19 protein-coding genes are annotated in these 17,971 nt (G+C 62.7%); 12 read left to right on the forward strand and 7 right to left on the reverse strand.

Translation table 11 applies throughout. The features are described from left to right. Nucleotides 1-107: 107 nt before the first annotated feature. The 3 genes from tpiA to H6B51_RS12455 all read right to left on the reverse strand — a co-directional run bounded on the left by tpiA (nt 108) and on the right by H6B51_RS12455 (nt 2,894). Nucleotides 108-881, reverse strand: coding sequence for a triose-phosphate isomerase (gene tpiA, locus H6B51_RS12445; protein WP_204884000.1), 774 nt, complete (start codon nt 879-881; stop codon nt 108-110). Between the two features lie 250 nt (nt 882-1,131). Beyond that, on the reverse strand, nt 1,132-2,403 hold the full coding sequence (locus tag H6B51_RS12450) for a phosphoglycerate kinase (protein ID WP_204884001.1): 1,272 nt from the start codon (nt 2,401-2,403) through the stop codon (nt 1,132-1,134). Beyond that, nucleotides 2,400-2,894 carry a tRNA (cytidine(34)-2'-O)-methyltransferase gene (locus H6B51_RS12455; protein WP_204884002.1) on the reverse strand — a complete coding sequence of 165 codons (495 nt, stop codon included), beginning with the start codon at nt 2,892-2,894 and terminating at the stop codon, nt 2,400-2,402. Before H6B51_RS12455 ends, H6B51_RS12450 begins: the two co-directional genes overlap by 4 nt. A 201-nt stretch (nt 2,895-3,095) precedes the next feature. On the opposite strand from H6B51_RS12455, the gene proB reads away from it, so the two are divergent. The 3 genes from proB to H6B51_RS12470 all read left to right on the forward strand — a co-directional run bounded on the left by proB (nt 3,096) and on the right by H6B51_RS12470 (nt 5,618). After that, nucleotides 3,096-3,902, forward strand: coding sequence for a glutamate 5-kinase (gene proB, locus H6B51_RS12460; protein ID WP_418055073.1), 807 nt, complete (start codon nt 3,096-3,098; stop codon nt 3,900-3,902). A 48-nt stretch (nt 3,903-3,950) separates the two neighbouring features. Continuing rightward, entirely contained in the window at nt 3,951-5,198 is a 1,248-nt protein-coding gene (locus H6B51_RS12465; RefSeq protein WP_204884004.1) for a glutamate-5-semialdehyde dehydrogenase, read from the forward strand. 87 nt (nt 5,199-5,285) lie between these two features. Next, nucleotides 5,286-5,618, forward strand: a complete 333-nt coding sequence (locus H6B51_RS12470) for a hypothetical protein (protein WP_204884005.1) — start codon at nt 5,286-5,288, stop codon at nt 5,616-5,618. 62 nt (nt 5,619-5,680) lie between these two features. Here the strand turns inward: H6B51_RS12470 and H6B51_RS12475 are convergent, their stop codons facing one another. Next, nucleotides 5,681-7,339: a ribonuclease J gene (locus H6B51_RS12475; protein ID WP_204884006.1), complete on the reverse strand. Its 1,659-nt coding sequence runs from the start codon at nt 7,337-7,339 to the stop codon at nt 5,681-5,683. Between the two features lie 345 nt (nt 7,340-7,684). Here H6B51_RS12475 and H6B51_RS12480 point away from each other — a divergent pair, with 345 nt between their 5' ends. Then, the gene (locus tag H6B51_RS12480; protein WP_204884007.1) at nt 7,685-8,017 is read left to right on the forward strand and encodes an arsenate reductase family protein; all 333 of its coding nucleotides are present in this window, start codon (nt 7,685-7,687) and stop codon (nt 8,015-8,017) included. A 2-nt stretch (nt 8,018-8,019) separates the two neighbouring features. Here H6B51_RS12480 and H6B51_RS12485 read toward each other — a convergent pair whose 3' ends face one another. After that, nucleotides 8,020-9,003, reverse strand: coding sequence for a helix-turn-helix transcriptional regulator (locus tag H6B51_RS12485; protein ID WP_204884008.1), 984 nt, complete (start codon nt 9,001-9,003; stop codon nt 8,020-8,022). A 102-nt stretch (nt 9,004-9,105) separates the two neighbouring features. On the opposite strand from H6B51_RS12485, the gene H6B51_RS12490 reads away from it, so the two are divergent. Both H6B51_RS12490 and H6B51_RS12495 read left to right on the forward strand, forming a co-directional pair. After that, complete coding sequence (locus H6B51_RS12490; RefSeq protein WP_204884009.1) at nt 9,106-9,915, forward strand: C40 family peptidase; 810 nt, start codon at nt 9,106-9,108, stop codon at nt 9,913-9,915. Nucleotides 9,916-10,012: 97 nt separating this feature from the next. Continuing rightward, nucleotides 10,013-11,032 (forward strand): LCP family protein, encoded by a 1,020-nt coding sequence (locus tag H6B51_RS12495; protein WP_335342155.1) that lies wholly within the window; start codon nt 10,013-10,015, stop codon nt 11,030-11,032. A gap of 189 nt (nt 11,033-11,221) precedes the next feature. Here the strand turns inward: H6B51_RS12495 and H6B51_RS12500 are convergent, their stop codons facing one another. Together H6B51_RS12500 and aroF are read right to left on the reverse strand one after the other, a co-directional pair. Further along, on the reverse strand, nt 11,222-12,082 hold the full coding sequence (locus H6B51_RS12500; RefSeq protein WP_204884010.1) for a prephenate dehydrogenase: 861 nt from the start codon (nt 12,080-12,082) through the stop codon (nt 11,222-11,224). A gap of 3 nt (nt 12,083-12,085) precedes the next feature. Then, nucleotides 12,086-13,102, reverse strand: coding sequence for a 3-deoxy-7-phosphoheptulonate synthase (gene aroF, locus H6B51_RS12505; RefSeq protein WP_204884011.1), 1,017 nt, complete (start codon nt 13,100-13,102; stop codon nt 12,086-12,088). Between the two features lie 287 nt (nt 13,103-13,389). Here aroF and H6B51_RS12510 point away from each other — a divergent pair, with 287 nt between their 5' ends. The 6 genes from H6B51_RS12510 to H6B51_RS12535 form a co-directional block, all read left to right on the forward strand. After that, complete coding sequence (locus H6B51_RS12510; protein WP_204884012.1) at nt 13,390-13,827, forward strand: RrF2 family transcriptional regulator; 438 nt, start codon at nt 13,390-13,392, stop codon at nt 13,825-13,827. 234 nt (nt 13,828-14,061) lie between these two features. Then, complete coding sequence (locus H6B51_RS12515) at nt 14,062-14,724, forward strand: acyltransferase (RefSeq protein ID WP_204884013.1); 663 nt, start codon at nt 14,062-14,064, stop codon at nt 14,722-14,724. Nucleotides 14,725-14,761: 37 nt separating this feature from the next. Further along, nucleotides 14,762-16,126 carry a phosphoglucosamine mutase gene (gene glmM, locus H6B51_RS12520; protein ID WP_204884014.1) on the forward strand — a complete coding sequence of 455 codons (1,365 nt, stop codon included), beginning with the start codon at nt 14,762-14,764 and terminating at the stop codon, nt 16,124-16,126. A 149-nt stretch (nt 16,127-16,275) separates the two neighbouring features. Beyond that, nucleotides 16,276-16,440 carry a hypothetical protein gene (locus tag H6B51_RS12525; RefSeq protein WP_335342156.1) on the forward strand — a complete coding sequence of 55 codons (165 nt, stop codon included), beginning with the start codon at nt 16,276-16,278 and terminating at the stop codon, nt 16,438-16,440. A 194-nt stretch (nt 16,441-16,634) separates the two neighbouring features. Next, nucleotides 16,635-17,465 carry a GNAT family N-acetyltransferase gene (locus tag H6B51_RS12530; protein WP_204884016.1) on the forward strand — a complete coding sequence of 277 codons (831 nt, stop codon included), beginning with the start codon at nt 16,635-16,637 and terminating at the stop codon, nt 17,463-17,465. Nucleotides 17,466-17,478: 13 nt separating this feature from the next. Continuing rightward, nucleotides 17,479-17,971: hypothetical protein (locus H6B51_RS12535; RefSeq protein ID WP_204884017.1), on the forward strand; the 493-nt coding region annotated here is incomplete at its 3' end.

Genomic DNA, 17,971 nt, shown 5'->3' on the forward strand with positions numbered 1-17,971 from the left:
ACGGGCAACTGCTTAGCACTCCGCCGAAAATGCCGCTGGGCTCTGCCCAGCCTGTTTTTCGGTCTGCGTGCTTCGCTGTTGCCCTGCTCCCGGGCGCTGCGCGCTTCTTACTCCTGATTGGCGGCGTTGATGATCTGCACGAAGTCGGGGGCCTTCAGGGAGGCGCCGCCGATGAGGCCGCCGTCCACGTCGGGCTGAGCCAGCAGCTCCTGGGCGTTCTTGGCGTTCATGGAGCCGCCGTACTGGATGGTGACGGAGCGGGCCACACGGGCGCCATACAGCTTGCGGATGACGGCACGGATGGCCTCACAGACCTCGTTGGCCTGCTCGGCGGTAGCGGTCTTACCGGTGCCGATGGCCCAGATGGGCTCGTAGGCGATGACCACATGGCGCATCTTGTCGGCGGGCACGCCGGCCAGAGCGGCCTTTACCTGATAGGAGATCAGGTCCATGGTGACCCCCAGCTCCCGCTGCTCCAGGCTCTCGCCCACGCACACGATGGGATACAGGCCGGCCTCCAGGGCGGCGTGGACCTTCTTGTTGACGGTGAAGTCAGTCTCATTGTAGTACTGACGGCGCTCGGAGTGGCCGATGATAACGTACTTCACGCCGATCTCCTTGAGCATTTCGGCGGAAACCTCGCCGGTGAAAGCGCCGTTGGACTCATAATGGCAGGTCTCGGCGCCGATGGCCACCCGGGACTCCTTGAACAGGCGAACGGCGGCCTGCAGGTTCACGGAGGGAACGCACAGCACGACCTCGCACCACTTGGGCTTGCCGATCAGGGGCTTGAGCTCATCAGCAAAGGCCTTGGTCTCAGACAGGGTCTTATTCATCTTCCAGTTGCCGGCGATGATGGTCTTGCGATATCTTCTGTTCATGGGTAACATGAACTCCTTTCATCCAGTCTTTTTCTATGGTTTAAGATGAGGGCTGGTGGGCTCACCGGCCCTCTGGTCTTACGGTGTCAGGTGTCCAGCAGGCAGGCCACGCCGGGCTCGTCGCCGCAAGCTCCAGATCCCTCGCTTCCCCGTATACGGGAAAGCTCGCTCCTTCCGCTGCGGCTCCTCTCCCCACGAAACCCGCTTCGCTGGGCTTTCGCGGGGGCCCCGGGAGCTGCCCGGGACAGAATCAGGCGTCCAACAGGCAGGCCACGCCGGGCAGCTCCTTGCCCTCCATAAATTCGAGGGAAGCGCCGCCGCCGGTGGAGATGTGGGTCATCTTGTCGGCATAGCCCAGCTGCTGCACAGCGGCCGCGGAGTCGCCGCCACCGATGATGGTGATGGCGCTGCTCTCGCTCAGAGCCTGGGCCACGGCCTTGGTGCCGGCGGCGAAGGCGGGGAACTCAAACACGCCCATGGGGCCGTTCCAGATGACGGTGCCGGCGTCCTTCACAGCCTCGCTGTAAGCGGCGATGGCCTTGGGGCCGATATCCATGCCCATGCAATCCTCGGGGATGTTCATGCTGTCCACGGTGATGGGCTCGGCGTCGGCGGAAAACTCCTTGGCGCACACGGTATCCTCGGGCAGCAGCAGCTTCACGCCCTTGTCGGCGGCCTTCTTCATCATGTCGTTGCAGTAGTCAAGCCAGTCGGCCTCCAGCAGGGACTTGCCCACAGAGCCGCCCTGGGCCTTCAGGAAGGTGTAGGTCATGCCGCCGCCGATGATGATGGTGTCGGCGATCTCCAGCAGGTTGTTGATGACGCCGATCTTGGAGGACACCTTGGAGCCGCCCAGGATGGCCACCAAGGGCCGCTTGGGATTGGCCAGGGCGCCGCCGATGATCTCCAGCTCCTTCTGGATCAGGAAGCCGGAAACGGCGGGCAGGTAGTCGGCCACACCGGCGGTGGAGGCGTGGGCGCGGTGGACGGCGCCGAAGGCGTCGGATACGTAAACCTCAGCCATGGAGGCCATAGCCTTGGCCAGGGCGGGGTCGTTCTTGGTCTCACCCTTCTCGAAGCGGGTGTTCTCCAGCAGCAGGATCTGGCCGGGCTGGAGAGCGGCGGCCTTAGCCTGGGCGTCAGGGCCCACCACATCGGCGGCCATGATGACTTCCTTGCCCAGCAGCTCGCTGAGGCGGGCGGCCACAGGCTTCAGGGACAGCTGAGCCAGAGACTTCTTCCAGCTCTCCTCGGTGATGGAGGCGGGGTCCTTGCCCTTCTCGGCCTGCTTCTTTACGTAGGAGTCGAAGGTGGCCACGGGCTTGCCCATATGGGAGCAGGCGATCACGGCGGCATTCTGGTCCAGCAGATACTGGATGGTGGGGAGAGCGGCCCGGATGCGCTTGTCGTCAGTGATGACGCCGCTGCCGTCCTTGGCCATGGGCACGTTAAAATCGCAGCGCAGCAGCACCTTTTTGCCGGCCACATCAATGTCTTTTACGGTCTTCTTGTTGTAGTTCATACTATACTTGCTCCTTTCATCTCGCCTTCCCCGGTCAATCCGGGAAAATCCAGTTGCCGCAGGGCTTCGTATGCCAGGATCGCCGCTGAGTTTGACAGGTTGAGGCACCGGGCCTCCGCCCGGATGGGGATGCGGATACATCGGTCGCGGTGGGCCTGACGGAAGGCTTCCGGCAGGCCGGCGGTCTCTTTGCCGAAGATCAGGTAGCACCCGTCCCGAAAAACCGCCTGGGTGTAGGGCCTGGGGGCCTTGGTGGTGGCCAGCCAGATATCCTCCGCCCCGGTTTGGAGGAAGAAATCCTCCAGGTTTTCGTAGACGTGGAGATCCACCAGATGCCAGTAGTCCAGACCTGCCCGGCGGACGGCCTTCTCACTGATATCAAAGCCCAGGGGCTTGATCAGGTGGAGACGGCTGCCGGTAACGGCGCAGGTGCGGGCGATATTGCCGGTATTTTGCGGGATCTCCGGTTCAAAAAGCACGATGTTCAGCATGATTGCTCCTTTGAGTGCCTCGTTCACTGCTCGGCGGAGGCTATTGTACTCCAAAATCCAGGGAATTTCAACCGCAAAAGCATGAAAAAGTAGTAAAACGCATAGTTTTCTTTGCTGAATCCCGGTCTTTTTCACTTTACTGCAATAGGAAACTGTGGTATGATGCTTCTGAGAGTAAGGTTCTGAAGGAGGAACATGGTTTTGGATACGCAGCAGAAGGTTCGCCGGTTGGTGGTCAAGGTAGGTACTTCCACCCTGACCCGGGAGACCGGCAGCCTGAATTTACTGAATATGGAGCGTCTGGCCCGGGTACTCTCCGATCTGGAGGGTATGGGCTATCAGGTGGTGCTGGTCTCCTCCGGCGCCATCGGCATCGGCACCAAGAAGCTGCGCCTGATGGAGCGACCCACCGAGCTGAAAATGAAGCAGGCCGCCGCCGCCGTGGGCCAGTGCATGATGATGCATGTATACGATAAATTTTTCGCCGAGTATAACCGGACGGTAGCCCAGATCCTCCTTACCGGAGAGGATGTGGACGCCCCCGTCCGGTCGGAGCACCTCCACAACACCTTTGAGTCCCTGCTGGAGCTGGGGGTCATCCCCATCGTCAACGAGAACGACTCGGTGTCCTCGGCGGAGATCGAGACCGGCCAGTGCAAGGTGCTGGGCGATAACGATACCCTGTCCGCCATCGTGGCCCGGCTGTGCGACGCCGATCTGCTGGTGCTGCTCAGCGATATCGACGGCCTGTATGACGCGGACCCCCGCACCCATCCCGAAGCCAGGCTCATCCACCATGTGGAGGAGATCACCCCGCAGCTGCGGGCCATGGCGGGAGGAGCGGGCACCTGGCGGGGTACCGGCGGCATGGCCACTAAGCTCAATGCCGCTCAGCTCTGTCTGGAGGCCGGCATCGATATGGTCATCGCCAACGGCAGCCGGATCGAAGCCCTGTACGAGATCGTGAACGGAGCGGACATCGGCACCCGGTTCTCCGGAGGCAGGTAGAGTTTGTCCGCTTCCTTTGCCATACCTATATATTAAGGAGTGATATCCATGACACAGCTGGAAATGCAGGGCCTGGCGGCCAAACATGCCGGACGGGTGCTGTCCATCGCCGGCACCGCCCGGAAAAACGCCGCGCTGGAAGCCATTGCTCAGGCCATCGAGTCCAGACAGACCGAAATTTTGGCGGCCAACCAGGCCGATATGGAGGCCGCCAGGGCCGCCAACATGCGCCCCGCCCTTCAGGACCGGCTGGCTCTGGATGAAAAGCGCATCGCCGGGGTGGTGGACGGGGTGCGGCAGGTAGCAGCCCTGCCGGACCCCATTGGGGCGGTGACCCAAATGGCCTCCCGGCCCAACGGCCTGGTCATCGGCAGGCGGCGAGTGCCCCTTGGGGTCATCGGCATCATCTATGAGGCCCGGCCCAACGTGACGGTGGACGCCGCCGCCCTCTGCCTGAAGTCGGGCAACGCCGTCATCCTTCGGGGGGGCAAGGAGGCCTTTCACTCCAACCAGGCCTTTGTGGCCATCATGCGGGACGCCCTGGAGTGTGCCGGGCTGCCCCGGGACTGTGTGGCTCTGGTCACTGACACCACCCGGCAGAGCGCCACCGAACTGATGAACCTGACGGAATATCTGGATGTGCTCATTCCCCGGGGAGGCGCGGGGCTCATCCAGAGCGTGGTGCAGAATGCCAAGGTGCCGGTCATCGAGACAGGCGTGGGTGTGTGCCATGTGTATGTCCACCAGGAGGCCGACCTGGATATGGGGGCCAACATCATTTTCAACGCCAAGACCTCCCGACCCTCGGTGTGCAACGCCGCCGAGTGCCTGCTGGTGGATCGGGCGGTGGCCGGGGCCTTTTTGCCCAAGGCCTGGGCGCTGCTCCGCACCAAAAACGTGGAGCTGCGGGGGTGCCCTGAGACACGGGCTATTCTGGGCGACTTCGTGAAGCCCGCCACAGAGGCCGACTGGGATACCGAGTTCGGAGACTATATCCTGGCGGTAAAGGTGGTCTCCGGCTTTGAAGAGGCGGTGGAGTTCATCAACACCCACGGCAGTGGTCACTCCGAGGCCATTGTTACCAACAACTATTTTGCCGCCCAGCAGTTCCTGGACCAGGTGGACGCGGCGGCCGTGTATGTCAATGCCTCTACCCGGTTCACCGACGGCAACGAGTTTGGTCTGGGGGCGGAGATCGGAATCTCCACCCAGAAGATGCACGCCCGGGGCCCCATGGGATTGGAGGAGCTGACCTCCAGCAAGTTTATCGTCTACGGTACCGGACAGGTCCGCTGAGCATAGGATGGAGCGGCCCCTGGAACAGGTTCACTTACATACGGCGGGCGGAAGCCCGCCGTATGAGCTTTTCAGGGGGTGTGTTTCATGCTGGAACGGCAGTTTGTGCCGGAGAGCGGCCTGGTATGCTGTCCGCTGGGTCCCCTGACCCCGGAGCAGGGCCAGATCGTGGAGTGCCTGCTCCGCCTGGAGGGGGTGCTGCCCGGACGGCGGCTGGCGGCGGCGGTGGAGCTGATGGACGGCGGGACCTGCGTGGGGACCAGAATGTGTACCGTCCCGGCCCAGCAGGGCGGGGATCGGGTGGACCTGGTCATTACCGGCCTGCGGTTTTATTTGCCCGAGGGGGCCCAGGGCCCCCTGACCCTCCGGGCGGACGCCCATTATGTGGACCGGCAGGAGTGCTGTCTGCTGCCGGAGTGAGAAAGGCCGGGCCTATGACAAAGGCCGCCCCGGTAGGTTCCCGGGGCGGCCTTGTTGTGCTGTTATACCTCCATGATCACAGGGAGGATCATGGGATTGCGCTTGGTTTTTTTATAAAGGTAGTTGGACATGGCGTTTTTGATCTCCGACTTGATGGCGGCCCAGTCGGTGAGGTTGTCCCGCTGGCAGTTTTCCAGGGCGTTCACCGCCACCTTCCGCAGCTCCTCCATCAGGCCCTCGGACTCCTTCACATACACGAAGCCCCGGGTAATGATGTCGGGCCCGGACACCACCGAGCCGTCCTCGCCGGACATGGAGGTGACCACCACGATCATGCCGTCCTCGGCCAGGTGCTTCCGGTCCCGGAGCACCACGCTGCCCACGTCGCCCACGCCGTAGCCGTCCACGAACACCCGGCCGGCGGGCACGGTGCCGTTGATCTTGGCGGAGTTGGGGGTGAGCTCGATGACCTTGCCAATGTCGCTGATGATGATATTCTTGGGGGTCATGCCCATCTGCTGAGCCAGCTTGGCGTGGGTTTTCAGCATCCGCTGCTCCCCGTGGACGGGAATGAAGAATTTCGGCTTCACCAGGGCGTGGATGATCTTCAGCTCTTCCTGGCAGGCGTGGCCCGATACGTGGAGAGCCCGCTCCCGTTCGTTGAGGACCTCGGCGTCCTTCCGGTAGAGCTCGTTGATCACGTTGCCGATGGCGTGCTCATTGCCGGGGATGGCGGAGGCCGAGAGGATCACCCGGTCTCCGGCCTGGATGTCCACCTGGCGGTGGGTATTGAAGGCCATCCGGGTAAGAGCGGACATGGTCTCCCCCTGGCTGCCGGTGGTGATGATGCAGATCTTGTTTTTGGGGAGGCTCTTGATGTGGGCCAGATCCACCAGAACCCCGTCGGGGATCTTCATATAGCCCAGCTCGGTGGACACCCGCATGGCGTTCTCCATGGACCGGCCGGTGACCGCTACCTTCCGGCCGTACCGGGCGGCCACGTCGATGATCTGCTGGATGCGGTCCACGTTGGAGGCAAAGGTAGTGACGATGATCCGCTGCTCACAGCCCCGGAAGAGGGCGTCGAAGGAGTCCCCCACGCTGCGCTCGCTCTTGGTGAAGCCGGGGCGCTCCACGTTGGTGGAGTCGGCCAGCAGGGCCAGCACCCCCTCCTTGCCCAGCTGTCCCAGCCGGCCCAGGTCGATCATGCCTCCCTGGATGGGGGTGGGGTCGATCTTGAAGTCGCCGGTGTGGACCACGGTGCCCACGGCGCACTTGATGGCAAAGCCGCAGGCGTCGGCGATGGAGTGGTTCACATGGATAAACTCCACCGAGAACTTGCCCGCCTTCACGGTCTCCCCCGCCTCGCAGGTGATGAGCTTGGTCTTGTTCACCAGCCGGTGCTCCTCCAGCTTCAGCTTCACCAGCCCGGCGGTCATGCGGGTGGCGTAGATGGGCACGTTGATGTCCCGGAGGAGGTAGGGGAGAGAGCCGATGTGGTCCTCGTGGCCGTGGGTGAGGAAAATGCCCCGGATCTTGTCCTTGTTTTTGATGAGGTAGGTGAAATCCGGGATGACCACGTCGATGCCGTACATATCGTCATCGGGGAATCCCATGCCCACGTCGATGAGGATGATGTCTCCGCCGTACTCGTAGACAGTCAGGTTTTTGCCGATCTCATTCAGACCGCCCAGAGAGATGATTTTCAGTTTTTCAGCCATATAGCTATTGGCACGCTCCTTTTCTCAAACAGTGTGGTATGTATGGACGGGGGAGCGATTTGCGCACAACAAGAAAAGCGGTGGGGTCCCGCCCGTCCCGGCCCTGCCTCGCCGGAAAAAGGGGACGGCCATGCACCGCCTGGCGCCGGTATGCTCCTGTGTCCTGCCTTATCAAAAGTGCGGAACCGCACATAAAGCCATTATAAAATAATGTTAAGATAGTATACCACACATATGGGAAAAAGTATACCATTTTTTAAGACGAATTTGGGCAAAACCGGATGCGGGTTTGCCCCGGGGCAAAAAATGTGGTACAATCGCCGGGAAAAGGAGGGAGCGCGCCCCATGAATATTCAGATTTTCGGCAAGAGCAAGTGCTTCGACACCAAAAAGGCGGAGCGCTGGTTCAAGGAGCGGCGGGTGAAATTCCAGTCAGTGGACCTGGTGAAGTATGGCATCAGCCCGGGGGAGCTGAAAAGCGTCCTGGGCGCCGTGGGGCTGGAAGCGGTCATCGACCAGAAGCACCCGGACGCCGCCCTGCTGAACTACCTGGCCTACGACGCGGACAAGGTGGAAAAGCTGCTGGACAACCCCAAGCTGCTGAAGACGCCCATCGTCCGCAACGGAAAGCAGGCCACCGTGGGTTACTGTCCCGAGGTGTGGAAAAGCTGGGAGTGAGCTCAGAGCCCGTACAGGGCGGCGGTCTCCCGGAGCTGGTCCACCATCATGTCTACCGCCCACTGGGGCCGCAGCAGGGTGACCCCGTCCCCCAGACCGAACAGCCAGCCCAGAAACTGGGGGCTGACCACGGCGGAGATGGTGACGGTGAAGTGATCGGGGCCGTCGGGCACCAGGATGGCGTCCAGGCCGAACCGGTCCAAAATCACCCCAACCAGCCGGTTGGAGCACCGGAGGGTGAGCTGGCCCTCCCGGCCGGAGAACATACCGAAGTGCTTGGCGGCATATGCTGCCATATCGAAGTCCTGGGGCACCCCTTGCCGGGGCAGAGAGATCACCGCCAGATCGGCCATCCTGTCCACCCGGTAGTGGCGCAGCTCCTGCCGGTGGTGGTCGTAGCCGGCCAGATAGTAGTTCTCGCTGTCCCAGATCAGGCCGGCGGGAGATACGGTGTACCGCCTGCCCCCATGGCGGTACACTTTCTCTTTGTGAACATTATACTCAAAGTATTGAAACGTGACGGTTTTCCCTGCTGTAATGGCGGAGTGGAGCCGGTCCACGCTGTAGTAGATGGTTTCGTTGAGGGCCTTCACCCGGCGGTCCACGTAGACCTGTCGCTGGAGCTGCCTGGCCTGGTGGACGCTGGCCTGGGCCTCCAGCTTGCGGATGAGCTGTCCGCTCTTCTTCTGGGTGATGAACCGGGAGGACTGCACCGCGTCCACCAGCAGCTTGAGCTCAGCCAGCTGGAAGGTGCGCTCCCCCAGGAACCAGCCCGGGGCCCGGCCCTTCCGGCTCTGTACGTCCAGCCCGAAGTCCCGAAGGGCCTCCATGTCGGTATAAATGCTCTTGCGCTCGGCCTTGATGCCCTGGCGCTCCAGCTCGGCGATGAGCTGGGGCACCGTCATGGGGTGGTTCTCATCGGTGTTTTGCCACAAGATCCGGCTGAGGGTGAGCAGCTTCAATTTTTGACAGGCGCTTTTTGCCATGGTGTTGTCCTCCTGTGCGGAAATCTTTAAGCCCAGTGTACCACAGGAACTGTCCTATAAACCGTACTATACCACAAACTGACGGAGAAGGCGAGGGTTACCATGTTTGCTGCCGCTGTATCTATCTGTCCCCTGTATGAGGCCCCGGAGGCAGGCAGTCCCCGGGCTGATGAGGCGCTGTATGGCTGGCCCCTCACCGGCCTGGAGGAGCGGGGTCCCTGGCTCCGGGTGTCCACCCACTACGGCTATGAGGGCTGGGTCCGGCGGGAGCGGCTGGTCCCCGTTCCGGCGGAGCTGGGGGGGCGGCTCATCATTACCGCCCCCTTTGCCGACGTGCTGGCGGGGCCGGAGGTGGAGCTGCCCCTGCTGGCCACCCTGCCCCGGGGGGGCCTGGCGGAGCCCGTCCCCGGCCCCTGTCCGGAGGGGTGGCGGCGGGTGGCCCTTCTGGACGGGCGGGAGGGCTATGTGAAGGCGGGCCACACCGCTCCTTGGCTGCGGCAGCCCCCTCCGCTGTCGGAGGAGGCCCTGCGGGCCCGGGTGGTGGCTATGGCCAAACGCTACCTGGGCACCCAGTACCGGTGGGGAGGCAAGTCCCCGGCGGGCATCGACTGCTCGGGCCTGACCTTCATGGCCTGGTTTTTCAGCGGGGTGTGCCTCTACCGGGACGCCAAGCTGGTGGAGGGCTATCCCGCCCGGCCCGTTTCTCCGGAGCAATGCGGGCCCGCCGACCTGCTCTACTTCCCCGGCCACATCGCCCTCTGCCTGGGGGAGGGGCGGTACATCCACGCCACCGCCAAGGCGGGCAGCGACGGGGTGGTGATCAACAGCCTTGACCCCGCCCACCCGGACTTCCGCCCCGACCTGGCGGAGAAGCTGCTCACCGGGGGGACGGTGTTCCCCCTGGGGAGATAAAGACTTTGTGAAGATTTCCCCTGCCCCCTTGCAAAAAGGCGCCCTTTCCTCTATACTATGGGACTGTTGACATAAAAGAGAGAAAGGGGCGCTTTTTGTGGCCCAGGTACCTAAAAACCGCCGCCAGGTTTCCCCGCTGCGGCGGATCGGTTTGTTTTGCTACGGCCTGCTGGTGGTGCTCTCCCTGGTGGTGATCGTACTGTTCTGCGCCTACCACTTTCTGTCCAAGGAGCCGGAGATGGCAGGTCCCGTCCACACTCCCACCGCGCCGGGGGTCAGCGGCAGCTCCGACGGCCTGGAGCGGAAGGAGCACGCCTACACCTTCCTGCTGGTGGCCAAGGATCAGGTGGGGGTAAACGCCGACACCATGATCGTGTGTACCTATGACACCGAAGCCCAGACGGTGGGCATGGTGTCGGTGCCCCGGGACACCCTGGTGGAGAGCGGCAAGCTCAACTCGGTGTATCAGAAGGGGATCGAGACCCTGCGGGATACCATCTCCGACATGCTGGGGGTGCCCATCGACTTCTATGTGGGCATCAACATGGAGGGGCTGAAGGTGCTGGTGGACGAGCTGGGGGGCATCGAGTTTGACGTGCCCGTCCACATGTCCTATGACGACCCCACCCAGGACCTGTATATCCACTACGAGCCGGGGCTCCAGCACCTGGACGGCCAGGACGTGGTGAACGTGGCTCGCTGCCGGAAGAACTCCGACGGGGAGGGGACCTACCCCCACAACATCTACGACGCCTACCCCGACGCCGACATCGGCCGCACCCGCACCCAGCAGAAGCTCATCTCCGCCATCGTCCAGAAGGCCCTGTCCAACCCCCAGAAGACCAACCGGTATATCGAGATCTTCCTGGAGTACGTGAACACCGACCTGGAGTTTGGGGAAATGCTGTGGTTCGCTGAGCCCGCCCTGTCCTTCGACTTCTCCACCGGCTTTGCCAGCACCACCCTCACCGGCAACGGCAACACCTATTATCCCGGCTGGGGGGAGTACTGCTACCAGCTCTACCCGGAGGAGACTTTGGAGACCGTCAATACCCTCCTGAACCCCTACACCAGGGATCTGACCCTGGCGGATATGAACGTGTTCCAATATTCGTGACCCACCCTCTCTCCCCATTGGTTCAAGAGAGTGGTTTATTTGGTTGGTTCTATCAGTTGGTTAGGGGGCTCTTTTGGACCCCCCTCCCGGTGCAAAAAGGACCTCCCCCCGGGGCCAAAAGGACCCCCCTCCCGGGGCCAAAAGGACACCCCCCTTCCTGGCGCAGCGCCGGGGAAGGGGGGCTTTGCTTTATGCCAGCAGGTCGGGGCCGGGCAGGTCCATCTGCCGCTTGCGGGCGGCGGAGAAGGCCAGCTTTTTGGCCAGGGCCTCCCGGTCCCCGGAGGCCAGGACCTCCCGATAGGACTGGAGGTTGCCGATGAGCCGGTCCAGCACCTCCAGCAGGGCGGGCTGGTTCAGGGAGAAGAGCTGGGTCCACAGCCCCACGTCCAGGGCGGCCACCCGGGTGCACCCCCGGAAGGAGGAGCCCTCGTAGCCCTTGCAGTCGAAAAGGGTGGGGTCGTCGCACACCGCCACGGCGATGATGTGCATCACCTGGCTGGTGTAGGCGATGAGGGCGTCGTGGGCCTCCGGGGTGGTGCGGTACACGTCCTTGCAGCCGATCCAGGCCGCCATCCGCTCCAGCAGGGCCAGGTGCTCCGGCCTGCTGGTCTCCCGGGGCACCATCAGGAAGTGGGAGTCCCGGAACATCTCCCCAAAGGCGTGCTCCACGCCGGAGAACTCCGTGCCCGCCATGGGGTGGCAGCCCACGAAGTCCACCGTGTCGGGCAGGGCGGCGGCCCCCTCCAGGATGGCGGTCTTGATGCCGCACACGTCCCACACCAGGGCCCCCGGCTTGAACCGGTCCCGGTGCTCCGTCAGGAAGTCCAGGATGCCCTGGGGGTGGAGGGCCAGTACCACCACATCGGCCTGGGGGAGCACGTCGGCGGCCCGCTCGGTGACCCGGTCGCCCACCCCGTGCTCGCTGGCGTAGCGGAGGGTGGGCTGGGACACATCCACCCCCACGATCTCGTAGTCCTCAAAGCCCTTCAGGGCGATGGCCAGGGAACCTCCAATCAGGCCCAGGCCGATGATAGCAAGGGTTTTTTTCATGTCTCACAGCTCCCTTCCCACGCAGGGGGCCAGGGTCCCCAGCTTGCCCATCAGATCCGTGAACTGTTCGGGGGTGATGGACTGGGCCCCGTCGCACTTGGCGTGGGGCGGGTCGTTGTGCACCTCGATGAGCAGGCCGTCCGCCCCGGCGGCCAGGGCCGCCATGCTCATCCGCTCCACCATCCAGGCCTTGCCGCAGGCGTGGGAGGGGTCCACCACCACCGGCAGATGGGAGAGCTGCTTCACCGCCAGCACCGCCGACAGGTCCAGGGTGTTGCGGGTGAAGGTCTCAAAGGTGCGGATGCCCCGCTCGCAGAGGATCACCTTTTCGTTGCCTCCGGCCATGATATACTCGGCGGACATGAGCCACTCCTCGATGGTGGAGGAGAGACCCCGCTTCAGCAGGATAGGCTTGGTGGTCTTGCCCAGCTGCTTGAGCAGGTCAAAGTTCTGCATGTTCCGGGCCCCCACCTGGATCACGTCCACGCACATCTCGAACATCTCCACGTTGTCGGTGGACATGATCTCGGTGACGATGGGCAGGCCGGTGACCGCCCGGGCCTCCTGGAGCAGGCGGATGCCGTCGTTGCCCATGCCCTGGAAGGCGTAGGGGGAGGTGCGGGGCTTGAAGGCGCCCCCCCGGAGGGCGGCGGCGCCGGCGGCTTTCACCGCCTGGGCCACCCCCACGATCTGCTCCTCGCTTTCCACCGAGCAGGGGCCGGCCACCACCGCCAGCTTCTCGCCCCCCACCAGGGCGCCGCCCCCCAGGTCGATGACGGTATCCTCCGGGTGGTACTTCCGGTTGGCCTTCTTGTAGGGCTCGGTGACCCGCATCACCCGCTCCACCCCAGGCAGCAGGGAGAGCTTCTCCTGGTCAATGCCGTCGGCGTTGCCCTCGGCCCCCAGGATGGTGGTCTCGGATCCCTTGGACACCATGACCTTGACCCCGCCCTCCTCCATGGTGCGGATGGCTTTTTCCAATTCCTCCGGGGCAAAGCCCCGCTTCATAATGACGACCATAAAAACTCCTTTCCAACATGACAAAACCCACAGCCGCCCCAAGGCGGCTGTGGGTGGTTCCGCAAGCGTGTGGACGGGACCTCAGCCGGTCATGGGCAGGGGAAAACGCCGCTGGCGTAAGAGCAGCGGTAAGCGTAATACCCAAAACCGAACCACCGGGCCACAGAGATCACACTCCTTCTGGTACTGCACTTTAGCACTTTTTGGTGCGAAAGTCAAGCGGAAATTTTACTTGAAAACCTACCACTATTATGGTATTATATTGAGCAAAGCTAGGAGTTGATGGTATGAAGATCTCTACCAAAGGGCGGTACGCCCTTCGCCTGATGCTGGATGTGGCCCTTCACAGCCACGGCGCCGCCGTTCCCCTCCGGGACGTGGCCCAGCGGCAGGATATTTCCGACAAGTATCTGGAGCAGATCGTCACCCAACTGTCCAGGGCAGGGCTGGTGCGCTCCGTCCGGGGGGCGGGGGGCGGCTACCTGCTGACCCGGGAGCCGGAGGAGTACACTGTGGGGGAGATCCTGCGGGTGCTGGAGGGCAACCTGGCCCCCGTCAGCTGTGCCGACAGCGACGACGTGTGCCGGTGCAGCCGGGCTGACCGGTGTGTCACCGTGGAGGTGTGGCGGGACATTCAGGCCGCCGTGTCCGGAGTGGTGGACAACCTGACCCTGGCCGAGCTGGTGCGCCGCCACCGGGAAAAGTGCGGCCAGACCGGAGAATGAAACAACGAAAGCCAAAAACGGGTGTGGGTGACCACACCCGTTTTGTCTATTTTTTCCGGATTTTTTTTCAAAGACAGGTGCCATTGTCACGGGAATGTGGTAAAATAGGTGCGGCAAATTCAAATGGCCGAAACACGGGAGGTCCTATGGCCTTCTGTTTTGCTGAGGGGGCCCATATGCTGGGAGCATAGGGCCTTGCGAAGCGAATTTTCTGACGGGAGGCGGCGGCAGCGCATGAACGTGACCATTGCGGATCTTTTGGATCTGTCCCATACCATGGCGGCAGACTATCTCAGCCAGTTCCAATACCCCTGGCAGGCCCTGGACGGCATCAAGGAACTCATTCTCTCCCTGGGGGCGGGCCTGTCCCCGGAGGAGTACGACCAGGTGGCCGAGCACGTCTGGGTGCACAAGAGCGCCAAGGTGGCCCCCACCGCCTATCTGGGCGCCCCCTGCATCATCGGGCCGGACACCGAGGTGCGCCACTGTGCCTTCATCCGGGGCTCCGCCCTGGTGGGGGCGGGCTGTGTGGTGGGCAACTCGGTGGAGCTGAAAAACGTGATCCTCTTTGACAATGTCCAGACCCCCCACTACAACTATGTAGGGGACTCCATCCTGGGCTACAAGAGCCACATGGGGGCGGGCTCCATCACCTCCAACGTGAAGTCCGACAAGACCCTGGTGGTGGTGAAGGGGGATACTCAGATCGAGACCGGCCGCAAGAAGATGGGGGCCATCCTGGGGGATTTTGTGGAGATCGGGTGCAACTCGGTCCTCAACCCCGGCACCGTCATCGGCCGGCACAGCAGCGTATACCCCACCTCCTGCGTCCGGGGCGTGGTGCCGGAGAACAGCATCTACAAGGACAAAGACCACATCGTTACCCGGGAGGGTTGAGCCTCCCATCCAAATCAGATAGAAAGTGGGAACCACAATGGGAAAGTATTTTGGAACCGACGGCTTTCGGGGTAAGGCCGGGCAGGGCCTGACCACCGACCACGCCTACCAGATCGGCCGCTTCCTGGGCTGGTACTACAGCCGGGAGCACCGGGCCCAGATCGTGGTAGGCAAGGACACCCGCCGCTCCAGCTACATGCTGGAGTACGCCATCAGCGCCGGCATGGCCGCCTCCGGGGCGGACGTGCACCTGCTCCACGTCACCACCACGCCCTCCGTGTCCTACGTGGCCCGGACGGACAATTTTGACTGCGGCGTGATGATCAGCGCCTCCCACAACCCCTTCTACGACAACGGCATCAAGCTCATCAACGGCGAGGGGGAGAAGATGGACGAGGGGGTCATCTCCCTGGTGGAGGATTATCTGGACGGCCAGCTGGTGGTGGACGGCCAGACCGTGACCGAGCTGCCCATGGCCACTGAGGACCAGGTGGGCAGCATCGTGGACGACATCGCCGGCCGCAACCGGTACATGGGCTACCTGATCTCCCTGGCCATTTACTCCTTCAAGGGCAAGAAGGTGGCCCTGGACTGCGCCAACGGCAGCGCCTGGAACATTGCCCCCCGGATCTTTGAGGCCCTGGGGGCCCAGGTGTTCACCATCAACACCAACCCTGACGGCACCAACATCAACCTGAACGCCGGCTCCACCCACATCGAGGGCCTCCAGCGGTATGTGGTGGAGAACCACATGGACGTGGGCTTCGCCTACGACGGAGACGCCGACCGCTGCCTGGCGGTGGACGAGAACGGTAAGCTGGTGGACGGGGATCAGATCATGTACCTCTACGCCCGCTATATGAAGGACCGGGACCGGCTGGCCAACAACACCGTGGTCACCACCGTTATGTCCAACTTCGGCCTGTACAAGGCCTTTGACGAGATCGGCATCCAGTACGAAAAGACCGCCGTAGGCGACAAGTACGTCTACGAGAACATGGTCAAGAACGGCCACCGCATCGGCGGCGAGCAGTCGGGCCACATCATCTTCACCAAGTACGCCCGCACCGGCGACGGCATCCTCACCTCCCTAAAGGTGATGGAGGTCATGCTGGCCAAAAAGCTGCCCCTGAGCAAGCTGGCCGAGCCGGTGACCATCTATCCCCAGGTGCTCATCAATGTAAGGGTCCACGACAAGCGCACCGCCCAGGACGACCCCGACGTCCAGGCCGCCGTGGCCGCCGTGGCCGCCGAGCTGGGGGACACCGGCCGTATCCTGGTCCGGGAGTCGGGCACCGAGCCCCTGATCCGGGTCATGGTGGAGGCCCCCGCCCAGGACCAGTGCCAGGCCCTGGCCCAGCGGGTGGTGGACGTGGTCATCGCCAAGGGCCACGCGGTGTAACTTCCGGCACAAACCGTCTTGCGGAGGGCCTGTGACATGGCCTTTCCCAAACATGTTTCAGTGGATGTGATGGTATCAAAAAGCTGGATCTGCTTCTGAATATCATGATGGGCGGGTTCATTGGCGTATTCCTTGGCTACGGGATCTATATGGTCTGGGACTATCATACCCATCCCGTGCTGTACGCCGTGCAATCGGCTCCGTGGTATACCGGTATCCTGGTATACGGCGCGTTCACCCTTGCGGTGCTGCTGGTCTGCCTTGTGCTGAAGGCGGTCATCAAATGCGGGGGAGCAAAGACGGACGAAATATAAATCAGGTTGAGGGACCGGCGTGATCTGCGGCACAGATATCACGCCGGCCCATTTTTTTCCACGGAGCAGCCTGGGGTGGTCCATTGCCCGGGACAACAAATTTTGCGCAATTCCATCATATTTTGCCCTGCCGCCATGGGAGTGGTGCGCCCGTGCTATAATTTAAAACATCATTCAGCAGAAGGAATAAGATCATGAGAGAGTTTATTCGAATCACAGATAAAACGCTGCACTGGTTTTCTCCGCTGCTGAGCGAGGACCTGTGCAGACAATTGACGCAGCAGAAAAGTGTGTATGCCATAGGAGCTGTGGAGGATAGGACTGCCAGCGGTATTCTGGTATTTCACATCGGGAAACCAGCGACGGAGATCCGGATGCTGGCGGTTTCCCCGGAATACCGCCGCAGAGGGATCGCCCGGGGCATGGTGGAGTATCTGTGCCGCCACGCCTGGGACACCACCACGCCGGTGGTATGCAGCTTTGCCGCGCCCAATCAGCAGGACCCGGTTTACTTATTTTTTGCCCAGCTGGAGCACTTTTCCGTGGCGCCGGAGGATGGAATGATCTGTCAGGTGCCGCTGTCCCAGATCCCCCTGGAGCGGCTGGCGGCGCTGCGGAACGATCGGTTCCGGATCCGCCCCTTCTTTTCCCTGCCCGCCGTGACCCGCCGCCAGTTTTTCCTCCAGCTCCAGCGGCAGCATACGCTGCTGTGGGATGATTTCAATGGGACGGATTGCTGCCAGCCCCTGTGCCTCTGTGCCGCGGAGGACGACACGATCCAGGCGGCGGTATTTGTATCACAAGACGGGCCGGATCTGGACCTGTCCTTTGCCTGGTGCTCGCCCGGCTGTCACCGTCAACTGATGGCCCTGCTGGCCAAAATCAGCAGCCTTTTGCCCCGGGAGGGCGGTTATCTGCGGATCGCCGCCGTTACCCCGGTGACGGTCTCTCTGGTAGACAAATTGTTGCCAAAGCGGGAGGTGCTGGCCAGATATTATCAGGCGGCATGGGATATGGAGCTGTAGGGAGGTAAACCGCGTGTGTGATACAATGACCAAGGAAAAGGAGTTGCAGATCCAGCAGCCCCTCCAAGTTGAGCAGCGGGAAGCGGTCCGGCAGGAGCAGCTGGCCCAGCCTCTCCAGCAGGAGCTCCAGCTACAGGCCGTCCAGCCACTGGTACAGCATATGGAGGTCCACGCCCAGATCGACGCGCCCGCTCCGCCCCTCCAGCAAAAGGAGAGCCGCACCGAGCGGAAAAAGCGGGAGCAACTGGAAAACGCCCGGCAGAAAGCGGCGGAGCAGCGGGAGGTGGTGCGCCGGCAGGAGGAGGCCGTTAACCTCCAGCCGGCGGAAGCCCAGGAGCGGATCAAAGCGGAACAGGCGCTGCTGTCGGCCCGGCTGAAGGCGGTGGCCCTGGAGGAGGAGGCCGGCCTGAAGGAGGTTGAAGGCGGTACCCCCATCCAGGAGATGGAGGTCAGACACAGGGCCCAGGTGGAGCGGGCCCGGCTGGCCGGGGAGTACGCCCGGAGTT

The sequence above is a fragment of the Pseudoflavonifractor phocaeensis genome (genome assembly GCF_016901955.1).
GTDB lineage: Bacteria > Bacillota > Clostridia > Oscillospirales > Oscillospiraceae > Flavonifractor > Flavonifractor phocaeensis_A.

What these genes read in the sequence shown, in the direction of transcription:
- tpiA (WP_204884000.1), bottom strand. Translation starts at nt 881, where the DNA reads ATGAACAGAAGATATCGCAAGACCATCATCGCCGGCAACTGGAAGATG.
- H6B51_RS12450 (WP_204884001.1), bottom strand. Translation starts at nt 2,403, where the DNA reads ATGAACTACAACAAGAAGACCGTAAAAGACATTGATGTGGCCGGCAAA.
- H6B51_RS12455 (WP_204884002.1), bottom strand. Translation starts at nt 2,894, where the DNA reads ATGCTGAACATCGTGCTTTTTGAACCGGAGATCCCGCAAAATACCGGC.
- H6B51_RS12465 (WP_204884004.1), top strand. Translation starts at nt 3,951, where the DNA reads ATGACACAGCTGGAAATGCAGGGCCTGGCGGCCAAACATGCCGGACGG.
- H6B51_RS12470 (WP_204884005.1), top strand. Translation starts at nt 5,286, where the DNA reads ATGCTGGAACGGCAGTTTGTGCCGGAGAGCGGCCTGGTATGCTGTCCG.
- H6B51_RS12475 (WP_204884006.1), bottom strand. Translation starts at nt 7,339, where the DNA reads ATGGCTGAAAAACTGAAAATCATCTCTCTGGGCGGTCTGAATGAGATC.
- H6B51_RS12480 (WP_204884007.1), top strand. Translation starts at nt 7,685, where the DNA reads ATGAATATTCAGATTTTCGGCAAGAGCAAGTGCTTCGACACCAAAAAG.
- H6B51_RS12485 (WP_204884008.1), bottom strand. Translation starts at nt 9,003, where the DNA reads ATGGCAAAAAGCGCCTGTCAAAAATTGAAGCTGCTCACCCTCAGCCGG.
- H6B51_RS12490 (WP_204884009.1), top strand. Translation starts at nt 9,106, where the DNA reads ATGTTTGCTGCCGCTGTATCTATCTGTCCCCTGTATGAGGCCCCGGAG.
- H6B51_RS12500 (WP_204884010.1), bottom strand. Translation starts at nt 12,082, where the DNA reads ATGAAAAAAACCCTTGCTATCATCGGCCTGGGCCTGATTGGAGGTTCC.
- aroF (WP_204884011.1), bottom strand. Translation starts at nt 13,102, where the DNA reads ATGGTCGTCATTATGAAGCGGGGCTTTGCCCCGGAGGAATTGGAAAAA.
- H6B51_RS12510 (WP_204884012.1), top strand. Translation starts at nt 13,390, where the DNA reads ATGAAGATCTCTACCAAAGGGCGGTACGCCCTTCGCCTGATGCTGGAT.
- H6B51_RS12515 (WP_204884013.1), top strand. Translation starts at nt 14,062, where the DNA reads ATGAACGTGACCATTGCGGATCTTTTGGATCTGTCCCATACCATGGCG.
- glmM (WP_204884014.1), top strand. Translation starts at nt 14,762, where the DNA reads ATGGGAAAGTATTTTGGAACCGACGGCTTTCGGGGTAAGGCCGGGCAG.
- H6B51_RS12525 (WP_335342156.1), top strand. Translation starts at nt 16,276, where the DNA reads ATGGTCTGGGACTATCATACCCATCCCGTGCTGTACGCCGTGCAATCG.
- H6B51_RS12530 (WP_204884016.1), top strand. Translation starts at nt 16,635, where the DNA reads ATGAGAGAGTTTATTCGAATCACAGATAAAACGCTGCACTGGTTTTCT.